This window comes from Bacillus pumilus (genome assembly GCF_900186955.1).
Taxonomy (GTDB): domain Bacteria; phylum Bacillota; class Bacilli; order Bacillales; family Bacillaceae; genus Bacillus; species Bacillus pumilus.
Genome location: NZ_LT906438.1, coordinates 726,677 through 744,628 on the forward strand (window position 1 = coordinate 726,677; position 17,952 = coordinate 744,628).

Here is a 17,952-nt window from a genome sequence, read left to right on the forward strand (position 1 = left end):
CAGAATGAACTTTGAAACGGTAATTGGACTTGAAGTCCACGTTGAGCTAAAAACACAATCAAAAATTTTCTCCAGCTCGCCGACACCTTTTGGTGCAGCTGCCAACACGCAAACAAGTGTCATCGACCTTGGATATCCTGGCGTACTGCCTGTATTGAACAAAGAAGCAGTGAACTTTGCAATGAAAGCAGCTATGGCGCTAAACTGCGAGATCGCAACAGATACAAAATTTGACCGTAAAAACTACTTCTATCCTGATAACCCAAAGGCGTATCAAATCTCTCAATTTGATAAACCGATCGGTGAAAACGGCTGGATTGAAATTGAAGTAGAAGGCAAAACGAAACGAATCGGTATTACGCGTCTCCATTTGGAAGAGGATGCAGGTAAACTGACACACACAGGCGACGGATATTCACTTGTTGACTTCAACCGTCAAGGCACACCGCTTGTTGAAATCGTATCTGAGCCAGACATTCGCACACCAGAAGAAGCGTATGCGTACTTAGAAAAACTAAAATCTATTATTCAATATACAGGCGTATCTGACTGTAAGATGGAAGAAGGCTCACTTCGCTGTGATGCCAATATTTCACTTCGTCCGATCGGCCGTGAAGAGTTTGGAACGAAAACAGAGCTCAAGAACTTGAACTCATTTGCTTTCGTACAAAAAGGTCTTGAATTCGAAGAGAAACGTCAAGAGCAAGTATTGCTTTCTGGCGGCTTGATCGAACAAGAAACTCGCCGCTATGACGAAGCGTCTAAAAAGACGATCCTCATGCGTGTCAAAGAGGGCTCAGATGATTACCGCTACTTCCCAGAACCAGATTTGGTGGAGCTGTACATTGATGACGAGTGGAAAGAACGCGTAAGAGCATCGATTCCAGAGCTTCCAGACGAGCGCCGCAAACGCTACATCGATGAGCTTGGCCTTCCTGCATATGATGCGATGGTGCTGACGCTGACAAAAGAAATGTCTGATTTCTTTGAAGCAACCATTTCAGAAGGTGCAGAAGCAAAGCAAGCTTCAAACTGGCTGATGGGTGAAGTATCTGCCTACTTAAATTCAGCTCAAAAAGAGCTGGAAGATACAAAGCTAACGCCGCAAGGCCTGGCTGGCATGATCAATCTCATCGAAAAAGGAACGATTTCTTCTAAGATTGCCAAAAAGGTATTCAAAGAGCTGATTGAAAATGGGGGAGACGCAGAAACAATCGTCAAAGAAAAAGGACTTGTCCAAATTTCTGACGAAGGTGCCCTGCTCAAACTTGTCACAGAAGCACTTGATAACAACCCGCAATCCATCGAAGACTTTAAAAACGGAAAAGACCGCGCGATTGGTTTCTTAGTCGGACAAATCATGAAAGCATCGAAGGGACAAGCAAACCCGCCGATGGTCAACAAGATTCTCCTAGAAGAAATCAAAAAACGCTAATGAACAATAGCAAAAACCGCCTCATGAGAAGAGGCGGTTTTTTTTGCTTGAAATGACAGGGTCTTATAATAGATTCAGACCACCGCCGTATATCAATTCGGAGATTCTTTTCTTATAATGAAGTATAAGCGAAAGTGCACATTCGAAGGGGGATAAAGGTGAACGAACCGGAAAAACAGCACGTAAAGTTATGAAAGAAACAGCTTCAATTGTTCGACTACTCTTATGACAGCAGGGTCCTCACACTTTTCTAAATTCGTCAGCATCCCTTGAATGACTGGCTTACGAGGCTCAGCTTTCGCCAGTTCTTCTTCAATGACTTCAATGGATACAAGGGTATCATCAGAAAGCAAATGCTCAAGCTTTAACAAACGAAGCTCCTCTTCTAGGGATGCAGCGCTCGGCGCTTCATCGTCCCAAATGGTTGGCTTTAAGATCGGTTTCGTCTGAGAACGAAGCATACCTTGAACCAAATCATCTAATCGTTCGAGTATAAAGGAAGAGAGCTCATCAAATGATAATTGCATCTGATCTTGTAAAAGCAGCACCTGCACATACGATTGGATGATTCCTTGAATCATGACTGACAGGTCAGTTATAAATGGTTCGATCTCCTGTCCATAAGTGGTCAAGATGGAAATTTGAATTTCATCATTCATTTGCTTTTTCACAGTTTTTGAATACTTTTTAATTTGCTGGTTTTCTGGAATAATGTTCTCGCTGAGGATCAAAATGATAAAATCCTTGTTCTCAGCAAAATGCTGAAACTGTTCAGCGATTTGCTTCTGGAAGATCTCTCTCGGTGCGAGATGCTGATTCTCTTTTCGAATCGTTTCAATAGTTTGCATAGAAGTGTCGATATAATATTCGAACGCTCGGTTGAAAAGCTGTTCTTTTGATTTGAAATGCAAATAAAACGCGCCTTTCGATATTCCGCACTCATCTGCTATTTCCTGAATGGTCGTAGAAGAAAAACCCTTTTTCGCAAACAACTGGATGCTTGCTTTAATGATTTTTTCTTTTTTTTCGTTCATGAAATAAGGCCCCTTCAGCTTTAGAATGTTACGTCAAACGCAAGAGAAATGGTTGACGGCATTGTATATCACCGTTTATTATGATATAGAATGACCAGTCAGTCAATACATAAAGGAAAATGGAGGACATAATGAATTCGATCATCAATTTTGTATTAAAGAATAAGTTCGCTGTATGGCTCATGACAATTATCGTAACAGTTGCTGGTCTATATGCTGGATTGAATATGAAACAAGAATCAATCCCGAATATCAACACTCCAGTCATTACGGTTTCTACAACGTATCCTGGCGCAACGCCGGACGAAGTATCAGATAAGGTGACCGATCCAATTGAGAAGTCTATTCAAAACCTAAACGGAGTCAATGTGGTCACATCCAATTCTTTTGAAAATGCTTCATCGATTCAAGTCGAGTACGATTATAACAAAGACATGGATGAAGCAAAAAAGGAAATTGAAGATGCGGTTAACAACATCAATTTTCCGGAAAATGCAGAAAAACCAAAAATCGCACGCTTTAGTATCAATGCGGTTCCAATATTAGCACTCAGTGTATCTGGTGATAAAGAATCATTAGAAAACCTGACGAAAAAAGTGGAAGGTGACCTTGTCCCTTCACTTGAAGGATTAGACGGTGTATCTTCCGTCGAAGCTTCTGGACAGCAAATCAAAGAAGTAGAATTTTCGTTTAAACAAAAAAAATTGAAAGAATACGGTTTAGATGAAGAAACCGTCCAAAACATGATCAAAGGCTCTGATGTGAATGTGCCATTAGGTTTATACACATTTGGCAACAAACAAAAATCAGTTGTCGTGGACGGCAATATTTTAAGCGTCAAAGATTTGAAAAACATGCGAATTCCTGTCACACCAAGTGCAAGCAGTGGAGCTGGAGCACCATCTAGCGGCGCTGAAAACCCAGGTGCGCAAGGTGCGGAGCAGCAGGCTGGAAATGCAAGTCAGCAGCAAGCAGCAGCCCAGCAGCAACCTAGTGGAAGTGCAGCGAGCGGTCAATCTGTAGAGCTGCCGACAATTAAGCTTTCTGAGATTGCGGATATTAAAGTCGTCAAGAATGCAGAATCGATCTCTAGAACAAATGGAAAAGACAGTATCGGTCTGCAAATTGTCAAAGGCTCTGATGCCAACACAGTAAGTGTAGCAGAAGCAGTCACAAAAGAACTTGAGAAGTTTAAGAAAGATAACAAAGGAATCAAAGTAAGTACCACATATGATCAAGCAGAACCGATTAAAGAGTCCGTTAGCACAATGCTGAATAAGGCTATCATCGGAGCGATTTTTGCGATCATTATCATTATGTTGTTCCTTCGAGATATCAAATCAACCTTAATTTCGGTCATCTCCATTCCGTTATCTCTGTTGATTGCTGTTTTAATATTAAATCAGCTGGATATCACACTAAATATCATGACACTTGGTGCCATGACCGTCGCCATTGGGCGTGTTGTTGATGACTCCATTGTTGTCATAGAAAACATATATCGACGAATGGCATTAAAGGATGAGCCATTAAAAGGAAAAGAACTCGTTAAAGAAGCCACAAAAGAAATGTTTATTCCAATCATGTCTTCGACGATCGTCACAATTGCGGTCTTCTTACCGCTAGCACTTGTGGGTGGAATGATTGGTGAACTATTCATCCCATTTGCATTAACGATTGTGTTTGCTTTAATGGCTTCACTCCTTGTCGCCATTACGATTGTTCCAATGATGGCACACAGTCTATTTAAAAAGAACCTGTACGGCACAGCGAAAAAGGTAAAAGAACATAAACCAAGCAAGCTTGCTGGCGGTTATAGACGTGTACTCAATTGGACATTGAACCACAAATGGATCACATCAGGAATTGCCATTCTTATGCTTGTCGGAAGCTTATTCTTAGCACCACTTGTCGGTGTCAGCTTCTTACCACAGGAAGCAGAGAAGACGGCGATGGTGACTTATACACCTGAACCTGGACAAACGAGAGAACAAGCTATCGATGAAACGAAAAAAGCAGAAGAATATTTGATCAAACGTGACCATGTCAATACTGTTCAATATTCACTAGGCTCTTCAAATGCCTTGACAGCAAGTGTAGGCGGCAATTCTAACGGTGCGTTATTCTTCGTACAATATGATGAAGACACGCCAAACTTTGATAAAGAAAAAGATAAAGTGGTCAAAGCCCTGCAAGACAAAACGTCTAAAGGGGAATGGAAATCACAAGACTTCTCATCTGCTGGCGCAAGCAATACAGTAACGTACTATGTCTACGGTGACAAAGTAAGCGATATTGAAGGCACAGTAAAAGATGTCGAGAACATCTTAAAAGATGAGAAAAACCTGAAAAATGTCAGCACAAGCTTATCTGAGAAATACGACGAATATACGTTTAATGCAGATCAAGAAAAACTGGCGAAACTGGGTCTAACTGCTTCACAAATCGCTCAAGCGATTGCTCCTCAAAATAGTGAAACAACACTGACGAAAGTAACTGAGGACGGCAAAGAACTTGATGTGAATCTTCAAACGGAAAAAGATGAATATAAGAGCAAAAAAGATTTAGAAAATAAAAAGATCACAACACCAACAGGGCAAGAAGTCCGAATTGGTGATGTCGTAAAAGTAAGAAATGGTACGACAGCGAATACGGTGACAAAACGTGATGGAAAAATCTACGCAGAAGTGTCTGGAGACATGACAACAGATGATGTCTCAAGTGTGACACAGGATGTTCAGAAAAAAGTCGACAAGCTTGATCTGAAATCTGGCGTAACGATTGACACAGGCGGCGTAAGTGCGGATATTGAGGAATCCTTTACACAGCTTGGGCTCGCAATGCTCGCAGCGATTGCCATTGTGTATCTCGTTCTCGTCATCACATTTGGCGGAGGTCTTGCACCATTTGCAATTCTCTTCTCGCTTCCATTTACAATTATTGGCGCGCTCGTTGGATTGTTTTTAGCAAAAGAAACCATCAGCTTAAACGCCATGATTGGATTGCTCATGCTGATCGGAATTGTTGTGACAAACGCGATCGTCTTAATTGACCGAGTCATTCATAAAGAGAAAGAAGGACTCTCAACAAGAGAGGCATTACTGGAAGCTGGTACAATAAGAGTACGTCCAATCTTAATGACGGCACTTGCGACAATTGGGGCACTTCTTCCATTAGCATTAGGATTTGAAGGCGGAAGCCAAATTGTTTCAAAAGGACTTGGCGTCACAGTCATTGGTGGTCTCGCAAGTTCAACATTGTTAACACTGGTTATCGTACCAATCGTATACGAAGTGTTAAGCAAATTTAAACGCAAAAAGAAATACGTAGAAGAAGATTGAGATGGGGCCCCGCTTTGATGGCGGGGCTTTTTTATGTTGAAATCTGACAAACAGCTCTTTTCATAAGCTCTTCAAATGCTTGGAAAAATGCGTCACGATCGACATGATCAATCACTTGAATTGATTTTCCATCTGTATGCTCTTCGGTACGTCCTTGCTTTGGCGTTTCGGTGTAAACGATCGCATTCATTTCCTTTGAACGAGTAAATGATGAGGAAGCAAGAGTGATCGTTGTCAGCACATCCCATAAGTAGTAAGTCGAGTTGGTTTCGTGATGAATGAGAGGCGGGCAAAAGGCGTAGCACTGCCCAATAAAATCTATTCCAATATGAGAACGAAGGGAAGCCCAGCGCTGACGAATATCAGGTGTAAGCGGAACTTGATTCGTGCTTTCAAGTGCGACCATATCAATAGGAAAGCGTTCCTTGAAGACAGTGCTAACAGCATAAGGGTCCCAAAATGCATTCCATTCTGCTGTCCCATCATGCTCGGGTTCCTCCACATTGCCTTTTTCAAGAAATGTACCGCCCATCCATACCAATTTTTCGATTTTATTAGAGATTGAAGGATCTTCTTCTAAGGCGCGTGCAAGGTCTGTGAGCGGACCTGTAAAGAGCAGCGTGACGGGTTCTGCAGACTTTTTAACAGTTTCGATTAAATGAAGATGTGCTGGAAGCTTGGACACGTTTGTATCAACAGTGCCTTTCTCGTTTAAGATAGGTAAGGCGTCTACATAAAAAGCATGCATGCGCCACTCTTTTGGAAAGGGATTGACGCCTCTAGCATTTGAAGCAGCGACTTCAATTTCATATGGGCTAAATCGATCAATGATTTTTTGAGACGCACTGAGAGCAGGCTCTAAATAACAATCAGCAGGAATCACAGACGTCCCAATCACTTTCAGATGTTCCATTTGAAGGAGAAGAAATAACGAGACGAGGTCATCAACACCGCCATCATGATTAAAATAGACAGGCTTTTTCATCGCAAACCATCCTTTACAGCGTTTTCTTTTATCTTATCAGAATGCTTTCTTGCTGAGGGAAATGTGGCAGGAGATTTGTCATATTAGGGTGTTGTTCTGTTGCCATTTTCAAATCTCATAGTATAATTAAAGGTTGTTAGTGGTGAAAATAGATTGCATAATGAATATAGGATGATGATGAATGAAACGTGCTCGAATTATATACAATCCGACATCTGGGCGTGAACTCTTCAAGAAGAATTTGCCGCAGGTTTTGCAAAAATTTGAACAAGCTGGCTATGAAACATCTTGTCATGCAACGACATGTGCAGGAGATGCGACACAAGCAGCTGAGAATGCCGCACAGAGAGACTTTGATTTAATTGTAGCAGCAGGTGGAGACGGCACGATCAATGAAGTCGTCAACGGACTAGCCCCGCTTGAAAAAAGACCAAAACTAGGAATTATTCCGGTTGGAACAACAAATGACTTCGCAAGAGCACTTGGAATTCCACGAGAAGGTGTTTTAAAAGCAACAGATGCCATTATAGATGGTGTAGCGAAGCCGCTTGATATCGGTAAAGTCAATGGCCATTATTTTATTAATATTGCAGGCGGCGGCCGGTTAACAGAGCTCACCTATGAAGTGCCTAGTAAGCTGAAGACAATGCTTGGACAGCTTGCTTATTATTTAAAAGGCATGGAGATGCTTCCTTCTATCCGCCCGACAGAAGTCGAAATTGAATATGACGGCAAATTGTTTCATGGAGAAATCATGCTGTTTCTTGTTTCACTCACAAACTCAGTAGGCGGCTTTGAAAAGCTAGCGCCAGATTCTGTTTTAGATGATGGAATGTTTGACCTGATTATTTTAAAGAAGGTCAATTTAGCAGAAGCCATTCGAGTAGTCAGCCTTGCACTGCGAGGCGAGCATATTCATGATAACAATGTCATCTACACAAAAGCGAATCGCGTGAAGGTAGATGTAAAAGATAAAATGCAATTAAATTTAGATGGCGAATTCGGCGGCATGCTGCCAGGTGAATTTGAAAACCTGTATCGTCATATTGAATTTATAGTGCCAAAAGCAACAGCTGAAAAAATAGGGTAGAGATTGAACTTGGTTCCTTATGGCACCAAGTTTTTCTTTGCAAATGAGGTGATAAAATTGGTGAAAATGAAACCGCCTGTTGAAAAGAATGAATACTACAATGTAACCTTCGAAGACTTAACGCACGAAGGTGCAGGTGTAGCGAAAATTGAAGGATTCCCTGTCTTTGTACCGAATGCACTGCCTGACGAACAAGGGAAAATCAAAGTCACACGTGTGAAAAAAGGATTTGCTTTTGGGCGACTCATGGAGCTGACAAAGGAAAGTCAGCACAGGCAAGATGCGCCATGTCCTATCTACAAGCAGTGCGGAGGCTGTCAAATTCAGCATATGAGCTATGAAGGCCAGCTGCTATTTAAGCAGAAACAAGTAAAGGACGTTTTAGAGCGGATCGGCAAGCTTGATATGAGCCGTGTAAAAGTTCATCCTGTACTCGGCATGGAAGACCCTTGGAATTACAGAAACAAAGCACAAGTTCCAATTGGCGAACGCGAAGGCGGACTAGTTGCAGGATTTTATCAGCAGCGTACCCATGAAATCATCGATATGGAAAAATGTTTGATCCAGCAGTCAGAAAATGACGAAGTGGTACAGGCAGTAAAAGACATATGCAATGCGTTTGGCATCAAAGCATATAACGAAGAGCGGCACAAAGGCTGGCTGCGTCATGTGATGGTTCGCTACGGCATTGCAACAGGTGAAATGATGGTTGTGTTTGTTACTAGAACGGCAGACTTTCCGCAAAAGCAGCAGGTGATTGAGCAGATTATAGCACGCTTCCCACACGTTCGGTCAATTGTGCAAAACGTGAATTCAAAGAAAACAAATGTCATTTTCGGAGACGAAACGACCGTTTTATGGGGTGAAGAATACATTTATGACACGATTGGCGACATCAAATTTGCTATTTCAGCCCGCTCGTTTTATCAAGTGAACCCAGCTCAAACAAAAGTGCTTTACGACAAAGCGCTTGAATATGCCGAGCTGCAAGGAGAAGAAATTGTTATTGATGCGTATTGCGGAATCGGGACGATCTCTTTATTTCTCGCACAAAAAGCAGGCAGAGTATATGGCGTAGAAATTGTGCCAGAAGCAATTGAAGACGCAAAACGCAACGCTGCCTTAAACGAGATCAACAACGTCGAATTCGCAGTCGGCGAAGCAGAAACCGTCATCCCAAACTGGTACAAAGAAGGCATCAAAGCAGATACCCTCGTCGTCGATCCACCAAGAAAAGGCTGTGACGAAGCACTGCTTGATACGATTTTAAAGATGAAACCAAAACGCGTTGTTTATGTGTCCTGTAATCCAGGGACGCTAGCTCGTGATTTGCGTATTCTTGAAGATGGTGGGTATGTGACGGAGGAAGTGCAGCCTGTGGATATGTTCCCGCATACGGCGCATGTGGAGTGTGTGGCAAGTCTTGTAATCAATCATTAATTGAGATATCCCGATCTCGTGAAAAATATCGATATCGGGATATTCTTATTTTTGCTTCCCCTCCGTTAGAATGAAAAATTCGCTTGAAATGCTATTAAAATAAAACTCTATAGACATATGAATATAGATAGAAAAAGCTATGAAATGAATAAAACCCCTTCTCCATTATTGGATAGGGGGTTCTTCTTCTATATTTTGATTCTTTTGATCAAGCGCAGAGGATATGATATCAAGTCCGATGTATAAAAAGCTAACAAAGAAAGATAAAATCAATACCCCATTTCCCCATATAGAAACTTCAATTATCTTCAAATTTAGTACATATTTAATCGTGAAGTAAATAAGAGCCCACGAAGCAAAAAATTCTAAAATATAAGTTATCCATTTTGGGACCTTCAACAAAAAAATGATTCCTTTTCCTATAAATAAAACTATAAATGACCAAAAAATCACGATGATGCTGACTAACAATGAAAAGGTAATCAAAGAGAAGAAAGAATCATAAGTGATGTATTCACCGAAAAGAAAATTCACTCCCAATGATACTAGATAAAGCATGACAGTTGGAAGGGCAATAACTAAACTTAGGGAAAAAAATATAAGCAAAATAAGAAGAACGGCAGCAATAGCGCCAGGGGCTTCATCTACAACGTTTTTCTTTCTTAAAAAAGTATAGAGTATGATAGACACTAAAAGGAGTATTAAAAAAGTCAATGAAATCACGTAAGAAAAAGACATGAAGACCCTCCATAAAAAAGCGCTATTAGAAAACTAATAGCACTTATTGATTATTTAAAGAAGATTAATAATGAATTTTGCCAAAGTTTTAGCAATATCTCTAGGCGCACCCATTTTAATAAAAGCTTTTATGAATTGTTTTTCCGTTTTCTGATCCAAGCAGCAGCTTTTAAGAAAATCACTTTTATCTATGCGATACACAAAAATTGTAACAAAAACCATACTAAGAATGAATTGTATCTTAGTACTGTATTTTATCAGTTTAACAATTTTTTCTGTGTTATTCGCTGCCGGTTGGTCACTTGATAAAATTATTACTTCTAACACTTATCATGTAACAGAAAAGGCAATTACAATTTAAAAAGCCCCTGCATAGGGCTTTTTTATTTGAATATCTTTTCATTAGTTTGCCGGATGCTGTACCTGCTGCCCGTCGCGTGACACGTTTCCCAGAAGTAGCTTTTGAACGGCGTTTACGTCTCCTCAAATTTTTGATATTTTATAAAGTGCTGATAGTATTTTGTTCATTTTATACTCCTTTTGCGTTGAATCCTTACAAAAGTATATAATGATAAAAATTGCTGAAAGACTTTATAGAAGGACATGCCCTTTAGGCGCTATGTCATGAGAGGAATTGGATGAAAGATGAGTAAAAATTTCTGGCGTGATTTACCGCGGCCATTTTTTATATTAGCACCAATGGAAGAAGTGACAGATGTTGTGTTTCGTCATGTTGTGAGTGAGGCGGCGAGACCGGATGTGTTTTTTACAGAGTTTACGAACAGTGAGAGCTACTGCCACCCTGATGGCATTCAAAGTGTGAAAGGCCGCTTAACGTTTACAGAGGATGAGCAGCCGATTGTTGCTCATATTTGGGGAGACAAGCCTGAGAACTTTAGACAGATGAGTATTGGAATGGCGGAATTGGGATTTCAGGGGCTTGATATTAATATGGGCTGTCCTGTCCCAAATGTCACACAAAATGGGAAGGGCAGTGGCTTGATTCTTCGTCCAGACGTTGCCGCAGAGCTGATTCAAGCGGCAAAAGCTGGGGGATTACCTGTCAGCGTGAAAACAAGACTTGGTTTTACTGAGGTCGATGAATGGCGCGGATGGCTTAGACACATTTTGGAGCAAGATATTGTGAATTTATCGATCCATCTTCGCACAAGAAAGGAAATGAGCCAGGTGGATGCGCATTGGGAACTCATTCCTGAGATTAAAAAACTTCGTGATGAAGTAGCACCTGATACTCTTTTAACAATCAATGGTGATATTCCAGATCGTCAAACAGGCTTAAAGCTCGCTGAACAGTATGGAGTAGACGGCGTGATGATTGGGCGCGGGATTTTCCATAACCCATTTGCTTTTGAAAAAGAGCCGAAGGATCATACAAGTGATGAACTGCTTGGTCTTTTAAGATTACATCTTGACCTTCATGATCAATACTCATCACTAGGTTTGCGTCCATTCAAGGCACTGCACCGTTTCTTTAAGATTTATGTAAAAGGATTCAGAGGAGCGAGTTTCTTAAGAAATCAATTAATGAACACATCATCAACAGATGAAGTGCGTGCCATGCTGGATGAATTTGAAGCGAGAAATCAAGAACAATCATGACCAACAAGAGGAGGGGGCGAACCCTTCTCTTTTTTTATTAAATAGGACTATTAAACTAGTTCTCTTAAATGGTAAAATGAGATAGAAATAACAATTGGAGGTATTTTATTTGAAACCATTTTGGAATAAAGACAGAGAAAGTGAAGAAACATTTAAGAAAATCAATGAGAAAGGCATCGCAAAAGCGGAAAAGAAGCTAGGCGTCATCCTGCCTGATACATATAAGAAACTGATTCTCGAACAAAATGGCGGGTATACACTGCATAACGCTTTTCCAACGGATCAGCCGAATGGATGGGCAGAGGATCATGTGTCATTTGATCATTTAAGAGGAATTGCCAAAGATGAAGGCATTATGGATAGTGATTATTTAATAGAAGAATGGGAATTGCCTGAGGGACTTGTGCTCATTTGTGGAGATGGTCATACGTGGATTGCATTGGATTACAGAGAAACAAAGGAACATCCGCCGGTTCATTACTTTGATCTAGAAGATGAGACGGATTTCAAATTAGCGGATTCGTTTGATGAATTGCTTGCGGGGCATTATACTGCAGAGGATAGTGAAGAAGATGGGATGTCAGATGAAGAGTGGCAGGCTGAATATGAAAAGCAGAATAAACCATTATCAAAAGAAGAAGTGAAAGATATCTTTTTAACCAAAGACCCTGAGCAGCTTTCAAAAATCGCGAATTTCCAAGTAGAACAAATTGATGATATCAAGTGGATTTTTTCTGAAGTAGAAACATATATGGACACCCTTCAGAACGAAGAAATGTTAACGACTGCTGGCTGGGCAATCAATACGATCTTTATAATGAATGATGAAATGATTAAGCAGCATGCTGATGTTGTCGAGCATGCACGTCGTTTTGCGAAACAATTGAGTCAATCAGAAATAGATGAGATGCATAACATTGCCATTAATATATCAATCGCATTTGAATTTGATTTAGAGGAATAAGTATTTATCATTTTTAAAATAGACCCCCTCACCAAAAAGGGGGTCACCATTTCCTTACTCCGCACTCTCCTCAACCTCACGGCTATCCTCTGTTTCACCTATATAAATAGGGCCGTTTGCGTGGTCGAGTCGGATTGGCCATTCGTATGGAACTTGCAGGCGTCTAGCAATGGCTCTCCAGAATTTTGTTGAATCCAATTCGAATTCTTGGAAGTCTTTTAATAAGTCTTTGTAAGACGAGCCATCAAATTGAATGAACATATCTTGAAGGCGCATGAACGCGACATGTCTCACTTCTAATGCTGCCGCAGCTTCCATTTCTTCTTCTGTTGCTTCTCCAATGATTGTTCCTGCGGGCGGAAGCATGTCGTATACGTTAAATTCCTCTTCTTCTTCATGTGCTGCATTGTGCTGTTGATCTGACATTTCTCTTCACTCCTTCTAGTTTTCATCAAAATTTGATTCGTGCTTACCTCTATTATCGGAAGGAAATGCGAAATGTGGAATGAAAAAAGAAGTAGATTCACAACACTTGCTTTTTCTTCTTGAATCTTTTATGATCAATTACAGATATAAAAGGTCTGTAATAGATAGAAAGGGATGTTCCTATGAAATATTCTAAAGCGACCAACTATGCACTGCATACGATGGTGTTTTTAACTCTTGCACCAAAGGGGAAAGCAATAGGCGTTGAGCCTCTCGCCAAGATGCAAGACCTTTCATCCACTTATTTATCCAAAATCTTAACAAAGCTTGTGAAGGCAGGATTGATTGAATCAACACCTGGCGCAAAAGGTGGCTACGCCATTATGAAACAGAAGGAAGACATTTCGTTTTTAGATGTGATTCAGGCTGTAGAAGGACAAACCAATTTATTTCGTTGTTCCTTAGAACATGATTCTTTCATGCCTCATGATGGCTGTTTGATTGAACAGGTCATGCAGGATGTTGAAACGAAAATGCAGGAAACGCTAAGTCAAAAGCGGTTAGTTGATATTGCAAGTCAAATAGAGCAGACAGAAAAAAATCCATTTTTCAACATGTGATTTTTTTGAACTAATTATAGATATTAAGAGTCTTTAAAGTCTGGAATAGAAAAGGAGAGATTGATATGTTATTAGATTGTGCCATTATCGGAGGCGGGCCAGCTGGATTAAGTGCAGCACTTGTTGTAGGACGAGGCAGAAAGCAGGTCATTGTATTTGATGATGAGCTGCCAAGAAATCGAGTGACGCAGGAATCACATGGATTTATTACAAACGATGGAATGACACCGTTTGAAATCAGACAAGCGGGAGAGGCAGACCTTCAAAACTACCCACATATCCAAATCAAACGAAGTAGAATTGTTGAGATACAAAACAATGATGACAACTTTACGTTACTGACACACGAGGGAGAAAGGTTCGAAGCGAAGAAAATCATATTGGCAACAGGACTAAAGGATATACTGCCAGAGATGAAGGGGATGCATGAAGTGTATGGAAAGACGTTGTTTAGCTGTCCTTTCTGCGATGGCTGGGAGCTAAAGGACAAGCCGCTTGCTCTCATTGCTGAGAATTCACGTGCCTTTCATATGGCTAAACTTCTTTCCAATTGGACAAAGGATTTGATCGTGTTTACGAATGGGAAGCAAGTGTTTGCTGAAGAGGAGAAGGCACTGCTATCAGCACATTCTATTCAAGTCATTGATGTACCAATTATGTCCATTCATCATGAGAATGGACAAATGCACTCTCTTCACCTTGCGAATGGGGAAACGGTGAATAGAGAAGGCGGATTTGTCGCAAGTGAATTCAAGCAGTCAGCTCCATTTGCTGAAAAACTAGGCTGTCAAATGACGAAAAATGGTGGTATTGAAACAGATATTCTTGGACGTACAACCGTCAGCGGTGTCTTTGCGAGCGGTGACAATTTAGGCGGGCCTGCTCAACTTGTTCTTGCAGCAGCTGCTGGTAGCCAAGCAGGAATGGGCGTCATCCATGAACTTGTGCAAGAAGAATTTCAACAAAAAACATCTCTATGAAAAGAGATGTTTAGCGATGAACGGTTTTCCGTTTTACTAAAATGTGAGCTGTCCATTCAAAAAGTGCGTAGATGACAAAGAAGATCAGGATCCAGCTGCTGGCATCGACCCATACATTAGTGATATGAATGATGTTCGCCTGATCAAGTCCAGTCTGTATCCACATGGTGATCAATGCTGTGAGGAACACCTGTAAAAACCATTTTTTCAATTGGTCACACCTCCATCTCTTTCTATCATATAAGAAATGACAGTTTATTTCCAATTGTTTTCCTGTATGTTTCAACGGTAAAATGAAATATAAAACGAGTGAAAGGAAAGCAAATGAGTGATCAAACAAATATGTTTCTAAAAAATCATTTTCCTCATCTTGTCCTCACGCCGCCTCTTTTTTATGGGTGGCCTATTGGGCTTCGGTTTGAAGTGGCAGATTGGTCATTAGGAAAAAAATCGATTGTATTAGAAAAAGCGGGAGATCGTGCTTTAGAGATTGTGAAATATGCTTTTGATCCAGAAGACGAGATGCTGCTTGTAACGGATGTGTATACAGAACATGAACATGAATTAACGAAGCGTAAGCTCTTGGTTTATCAAAAATATGTCAATCGGAAAATGCGTTACCGATTGCGTCATAAGCTTTTGACCTATGAACACCCAGAAATAGAAGAGAGCATGAAGTTAGAGCGGTTTACAATCAACTGCCGTCTGCGAGATATTCGGTTGCGCCCTTTGCTTCATGCGATGTGCCAAGAAGATTTTTTTACACCAAATCAGATTTTGAAGGGAAAACTGGGGTATGAAATCTATCTTATCAATCTCTCAAAACAGATGATTTTTCACTTATATGATGATCGAGGCTGTGATCTCATTGCGGCAGAGCCAGAGCGTTTAAGACCAGTCTATGAAGGCTTACAGCACTGGCTATTAGACTATGATCGCCCTAAGATGGACCGCCTGTTTGCAGCCAAATAAAAAACCGCACTTTTGACAAGTGCGGTTCTGTTTTATGCTTCTACTTTATTGAAGAACTGTGGTAAATATTCTTTGTGTGCTTCTAGCATTTCATCTAGGATGCTTTTTGCAATGGCATCTGATGGGACGAGCGGGTTGATCGTCATTGCGACAAGTGCTGTGTTGTAATCGCCTGTCACGGCTGCTTCAGCGGCAACACGTTCAAAGGATTTAATTTGAGAAATAAGTCCTTTGACTGCGACTGGCATTTCGCCAACAGCAATTGGTTTAGGGCCGTCTTTTGTGATGACACAGTTCAGTTCAACAGCAGAATCATTTGGAATGTCACTGATGGCACCATTGTTGATCGTGTTCACAGGCTGAATGTCATGCTTGTCGTTATAAATGGATGCAATCAAGTTACAAGCCGCATCACTGTAGTAGGCACCGCCTCGTTTTTCAAGCTGTGGTGGCTTGATATCAAGATCAGGGTCTTTGTACAGCTCGAACAAGTCATTTTCTAGTGCACGTACGACTTCTGCACGAGTGCCCTCATTCTCTGCTGCTTTCTTTTCTTCAGCCAGCATGTCACTTGTTTTGTAGTAGTAGCGGTGATATGGACATGGAATCACGCCAAGCCCTTTTAAGAAATCAGCATCCCACGGAATGGCATGAATGTTGTTCATCGACATCGTGGAGTTTGGATCTGCCATGTCTTCGATGACTTGATCCATGATACTTTTGCCATCTAAGAATACATTGAGTCCAAAGACCATATGGTTCAATCCAGCAAAGCTGACCTCGACTCTGCTTGCGTCGACATCAAGCCCTTTGGCAATTCCCATGCGAATGCCGATTGGCACGTTGCATAGTCCAACGACTTTGCGATGGTTTGAATAGCGAAGTACGGCTTCTGTAACCATACCCGCTGGATTTGTGAAGTTCACAAGCCATGCGTTTGGGCACAGTTCTTCAATATCTTTCACAATATCAAGAATGACTGGAATGGTGCGAAGCCCTTTGAATAGACCTCCTGGACCATTCGTTTCTTGACCAATGACATCATATTTTAAAGGAATGCGTTCATCCTTCATACGTGCTTCAAGAAGTCCGACACGGAATTGTGTTGTGACGAAATCAGCGTCCGCAAGCGCTTTCCGGCGATCTAATGTTAAATGAACATCGATTGGAAGTCCTGCTTTTTTGACCATTCGTTTTGCAAGATCTCCGACGATTTCAAGCTTTTCTTTTCCTGCTTCAATATCGACAAGCCAAAGCTCGCTAATCGGGAATTCATCGTACCGTTTAATAAATCCTTCTACAAGCTCTGGTGTATAGCTTGATCCTCCGCCAATTGTGACAACCTTTAATCCTTTTGCCATGTTCTGCACCTCCGAATAATGTAACGCGCAATGTTATAATAGAAAAAAGCCAATTCTTTTGTTTGTACATCTATAGCTTATCGTGAGAGCAGCTCGTGCGTAAATGACTTCAGCGTCTTTAGGCAAGGGTGCCCTATTTAGAGATTTGTTACATAAAAGAAACACATTGTGACATGCTGTTGGAGAAAGGGGAATTCAGATGTTTTCAAGTGAGGTCATTTCCAGCTTTAATGAACTAGAAAGCGCTTTATACCGATACATCATGGAAAACAGTGAAAAGGTCGTGTATATGAGAATTCGGGACTTAGCAGATGCTGCCCATATATCCACCTCGTCTGTCCTTCGCTTTTGCCGAAAAGTAAATTGTGAAGGCTTTTCAGAGTTTAAAGTGAAGCTCAAAATGTATTTAGAAGCAGAGCAGACACCAACTTTAAAAAGCACCCAGCACTTTCTATATGAATTTATTGAACGTACACTAAAAGGGGACTTTGAAGGGAAGATTAAAGAGGCAGCAAGACTCATTGCCGATGCAAAAAATGTGCTGTTTATTGGCACTGGCAGCTCTGGTATTTTGGCGCAGTATGGGGCAAGGTACTTTTCAAGTCTTGAGAAATTTTCATTTTACATCAATGATCCGTTTTTCCCGATGAATATGCAGTATTTAGACAATAGTGTCACCATTGTGCTGTCTGTATCAGGGGAGAACAGTATTACGATTGATCATATTTCGAAGTTAAAAAGAGAAGGAAGCAAAATCATTAGCATTACCAACAATCAGCACTGCACGATTTCGCGCATTTCAGATTTAAATATTGCCTATTACGTGACAGACGAACGGGTTCACCGAGCCAATATCACGACACAGACGCCAGTCGTGTATATTTTAGAAGCGATGGCCCGTGACATGTTCGCGATGTTAAAAGAAAAGTAAAAGAGCCGCTGCATG

Annotated in this window: 16 protein-coding genes; 10 read left to right on the forward strand and 6 right to left on the reverse strand. The window is 41.0% G+C overall.

Features of this window, described 5'->3' with window-relative positions; all coding sequences use genetic code 11:
* Positions 1–4 precede the first annotated feature (4 nt).
* The gene (gene gatB / locus CKW02_RS03515; RefSeq protein WP_003214292.1) at positions 5–1,435 is read left to right on the forward strand and encodes an Asp-tRNA(Asn)/Glu-tRNA(Gln) amidotransferase subunit GatB; all 1,431 of its coding nucleotides are present in this window, start codon (positions 5–7) and stop codon (positions 1,433–1,435) included.
* A 188-nt stretch (positions 1,436–1,623) separates the two neighbouring features.
* On the opposite strand, the gene CKW02_RS03520 is transcribed toward gatB, so the two are convergent.
* Entirely contained in the window at positions 1,624–2,469 is an 846-nt protein-coding gene (locus tag CKW02_RS03520; RefSeq protein WP_003214065.1) for a TetR/AcrR family transcriptional regulator, read from the reverse strand.
* A gap of 131 nt (positions 2,470–2,600) precedes the next feature.
* Here CKW02_RS03520 and CKW02_RS03525 point away from each other — a divergent pair, with 131 nt between their 5' ends.
* Positions 2,601–5,810, forward strand: a complete 3,210-nt coding sequence (locus CKW02_RS03525) for an efflux RND transporter permease subunit (protein WP_003213881.1) — start codon at positions 2,601–2,603, stop codon at positions 5,808–5,810.
* A 31-nt stretch (positions 5,811–5,841) separates the two neighbouring features.
* On the opposite strand, the gene CKW02_RS03530 is transcribed toward CKW02_RS03525, so the two are convergent.
* Complete coding sequence (locus CKW02_RS03530) at positions 5,842–6,795, reverse strand: nucleoside hydrolase (RefSeq protein WP_003213902.1); 954 nt, start codon at positions 6,793–6,795, stop codon at positions 5,842–5,844.
* Positions 6,796–6,976: 181 nt separating this feature from the next.
* Here CKW02_RS03530 and CKW02_RS03535 point away from each other — a divergent pair, with 181 nt between their 5' ends.
* Together CKW02_RS03535 and rlmD are read left to right on the forward strand one after the other, a co-directional pair.
* Complete coding sequence (locus tag CKW02_RS03535) at positions 6,977–7,885, forward strand: diacylglycerol kinase (protein ID WP_003214384.1); 909 nt, start codon at positions 6,977–6,979, stop codon at positions 7,883–7,885.
* A 60-nt stretch (positions 7,886–7,945) separates the two neighbouring features.
* A complete protein-coding gene (rlmD, locus tag CKW02_RS03540) occupies positions 7,946–9,325 on the forward strand; it encodes a 23S rRNA (uracil(1939)-C(5))-methyltransferase RlmD (protein ID WP_034620238.1) in 1,380 nt (459 codons plus the stop codon).
* A 165-nt stretch (positions 9,326–9,490) separates the two neighbouring features.
* Here the strand turns inward: rlmD and CKW02_RS03545 are convergent, their stop codons facing one another.
* Positions 9,491–10,063 (reverse strand): hypothetical protein, encoded by a 573-nt coding sequence (locus CKW02_RS03545; RefSeq protein ID WP_003214051.1) that lies wholly within the window; start codon positions 10,061–10,063, stop codon positions 9,491–9,493.
* Between the two features lie 645 nt (positions 10,064–10,708).
* Between CKW02_RS03545 and CKW02_RS03555 the strand changes: the two genes are divergently transcribed.
* Positions 10,709–11,683, forward strand: coding sequence for a tRNA dihydrouridine synthase (locus CKW02_RS03555; RefSeq protein ID WP_003214152.1), 975 nt, complete (start codon positions 10,709–10,711; stop codon positions 11,681–11,683).
* Between the two features lie 109 nt (positions 11,684–11,792).
* A complete protein-coding gene (locus CKW02_RS03560) occupies positions 11,793–12,647 on the forward strand; it encodes an SMI1/KNR4 family protein (protein WP_003213867.1) in 855 nt (284 codons plus the stop codon).
* A 54-nt stretch (positions 12,648–12,701) separates the two neighbouring features.
* On the opposite strand, the gene CKW02_RS03565 is transcribed toward CKW02_RS03560, so the two are convergent.
* On the reverse strand, positions 12,702–13,073 hold the full coding sequence (locus tag CKW02_RS03565; RefSeq protein WP_003214092.1) for a hypothetical protein: 372 nt from the start codon (positions 13,071–13,073) through the stop codon (positions 12,702–12,704).
* Between the two features lie 182 nt (positions 13,074–13,255).
* Here CKW02_RS03565 and CKW02_RS03570 point away from each other — a divergent pair, with 182 nt between their 5' ends.
* Together CKW02_RS03570 and CKW02_RS03575 are read left to right on the forward strand one after the other, a co-directional pair.
* Positions 13,256–13,693, forward strand: a complete 438-nt coding sequence (locus CKW02_RS03570; protein WP_003214239.1) for an Rrf2 family transcriptional regulator — start codon at positions 13,256–13,258, stop codon at positions 13,691–13,693.
* A gap of 65 nt (positions 13,694–13,758) precedes the next feature.
* On the forward strand, positions 13,759–14,673 hold the full coding sequence (locus CKW02_RS03575) for an NAD(P)/FAD-dependent oxidoreductase (RefSeq protein WP_003214233.1): 915 nt from the start codon (positions 13,759–13,761) through the stop codon (positions 14,671–14,673).
* Positions 14,674–14,683: 10 nt separating this feature from the next.
* On the opposite strand, the gene CKW02_RS03580 is transcribed toward CKW02_RS03575, so the two are convergent.
* Positions 14,684–14,884: a hypothetical protein gene (locus CKW02_RS03580; protein ID WP_003214492.1), complete on the reverse strand. Its 201-nt coding sequence runs from the start codon at positions 14,882–14,884 to the stop codon at positions 14,684–14,686.
* Positions 14,885–14,997: 113 nt separating this feature from the next.
* Between CKW02_RS03580 and CKW02_RS03585 the strand changes: the two genes are divergently transcribed.
* Positions 14,998–15,645 carry a DUF3885 domain-containing protein gene (locus CKW02_RS03585; protein WP_003214027.1) on the forward strand — a complete coding sequence of 216 codons (648 nt, stop codon included), beginning with the start codon at positions 14,998–15,000 and terminating at the stop codon, positions 15,643–15,645.
* A 32-nt stretch (positions 15,646–15,677) separates the two neighbouring features.
* Here CKW02_RS03585 and CKW02_RS03590 read toward each other — a convergent pair whose 3' ends face one another.
* Positions 15,678–17,006, reverse strand: a complete 1,329-nt coding sequence (locus CKW02_RS03590; protein WP_003214205.1) for a 6-phospho-beta-glucosidase — start codon at positions 17,004–17,006, stop codon at positions 15,678–15,680.
* Between the two features lie 199 nt (positions 17,007–17,205).
* On the opposite strand from CKW02_RS03590, the gene CKW02_RS03595 reads away from it, so the two are divergent.
* Positions 17,206–17,937, forward strand: coding sequence for a MurR/RpiR family transcriptional regulator (locus CKW02_RS03595; RefSeq protein ID WP_003213997.1), 732 nt, complete (start codon positions 17,206–17,208; stop codon positions 17,935–17,937).
* The last annotated feature ends 15 nt before the right edge of the window (positions 17,938–17,952 follow it).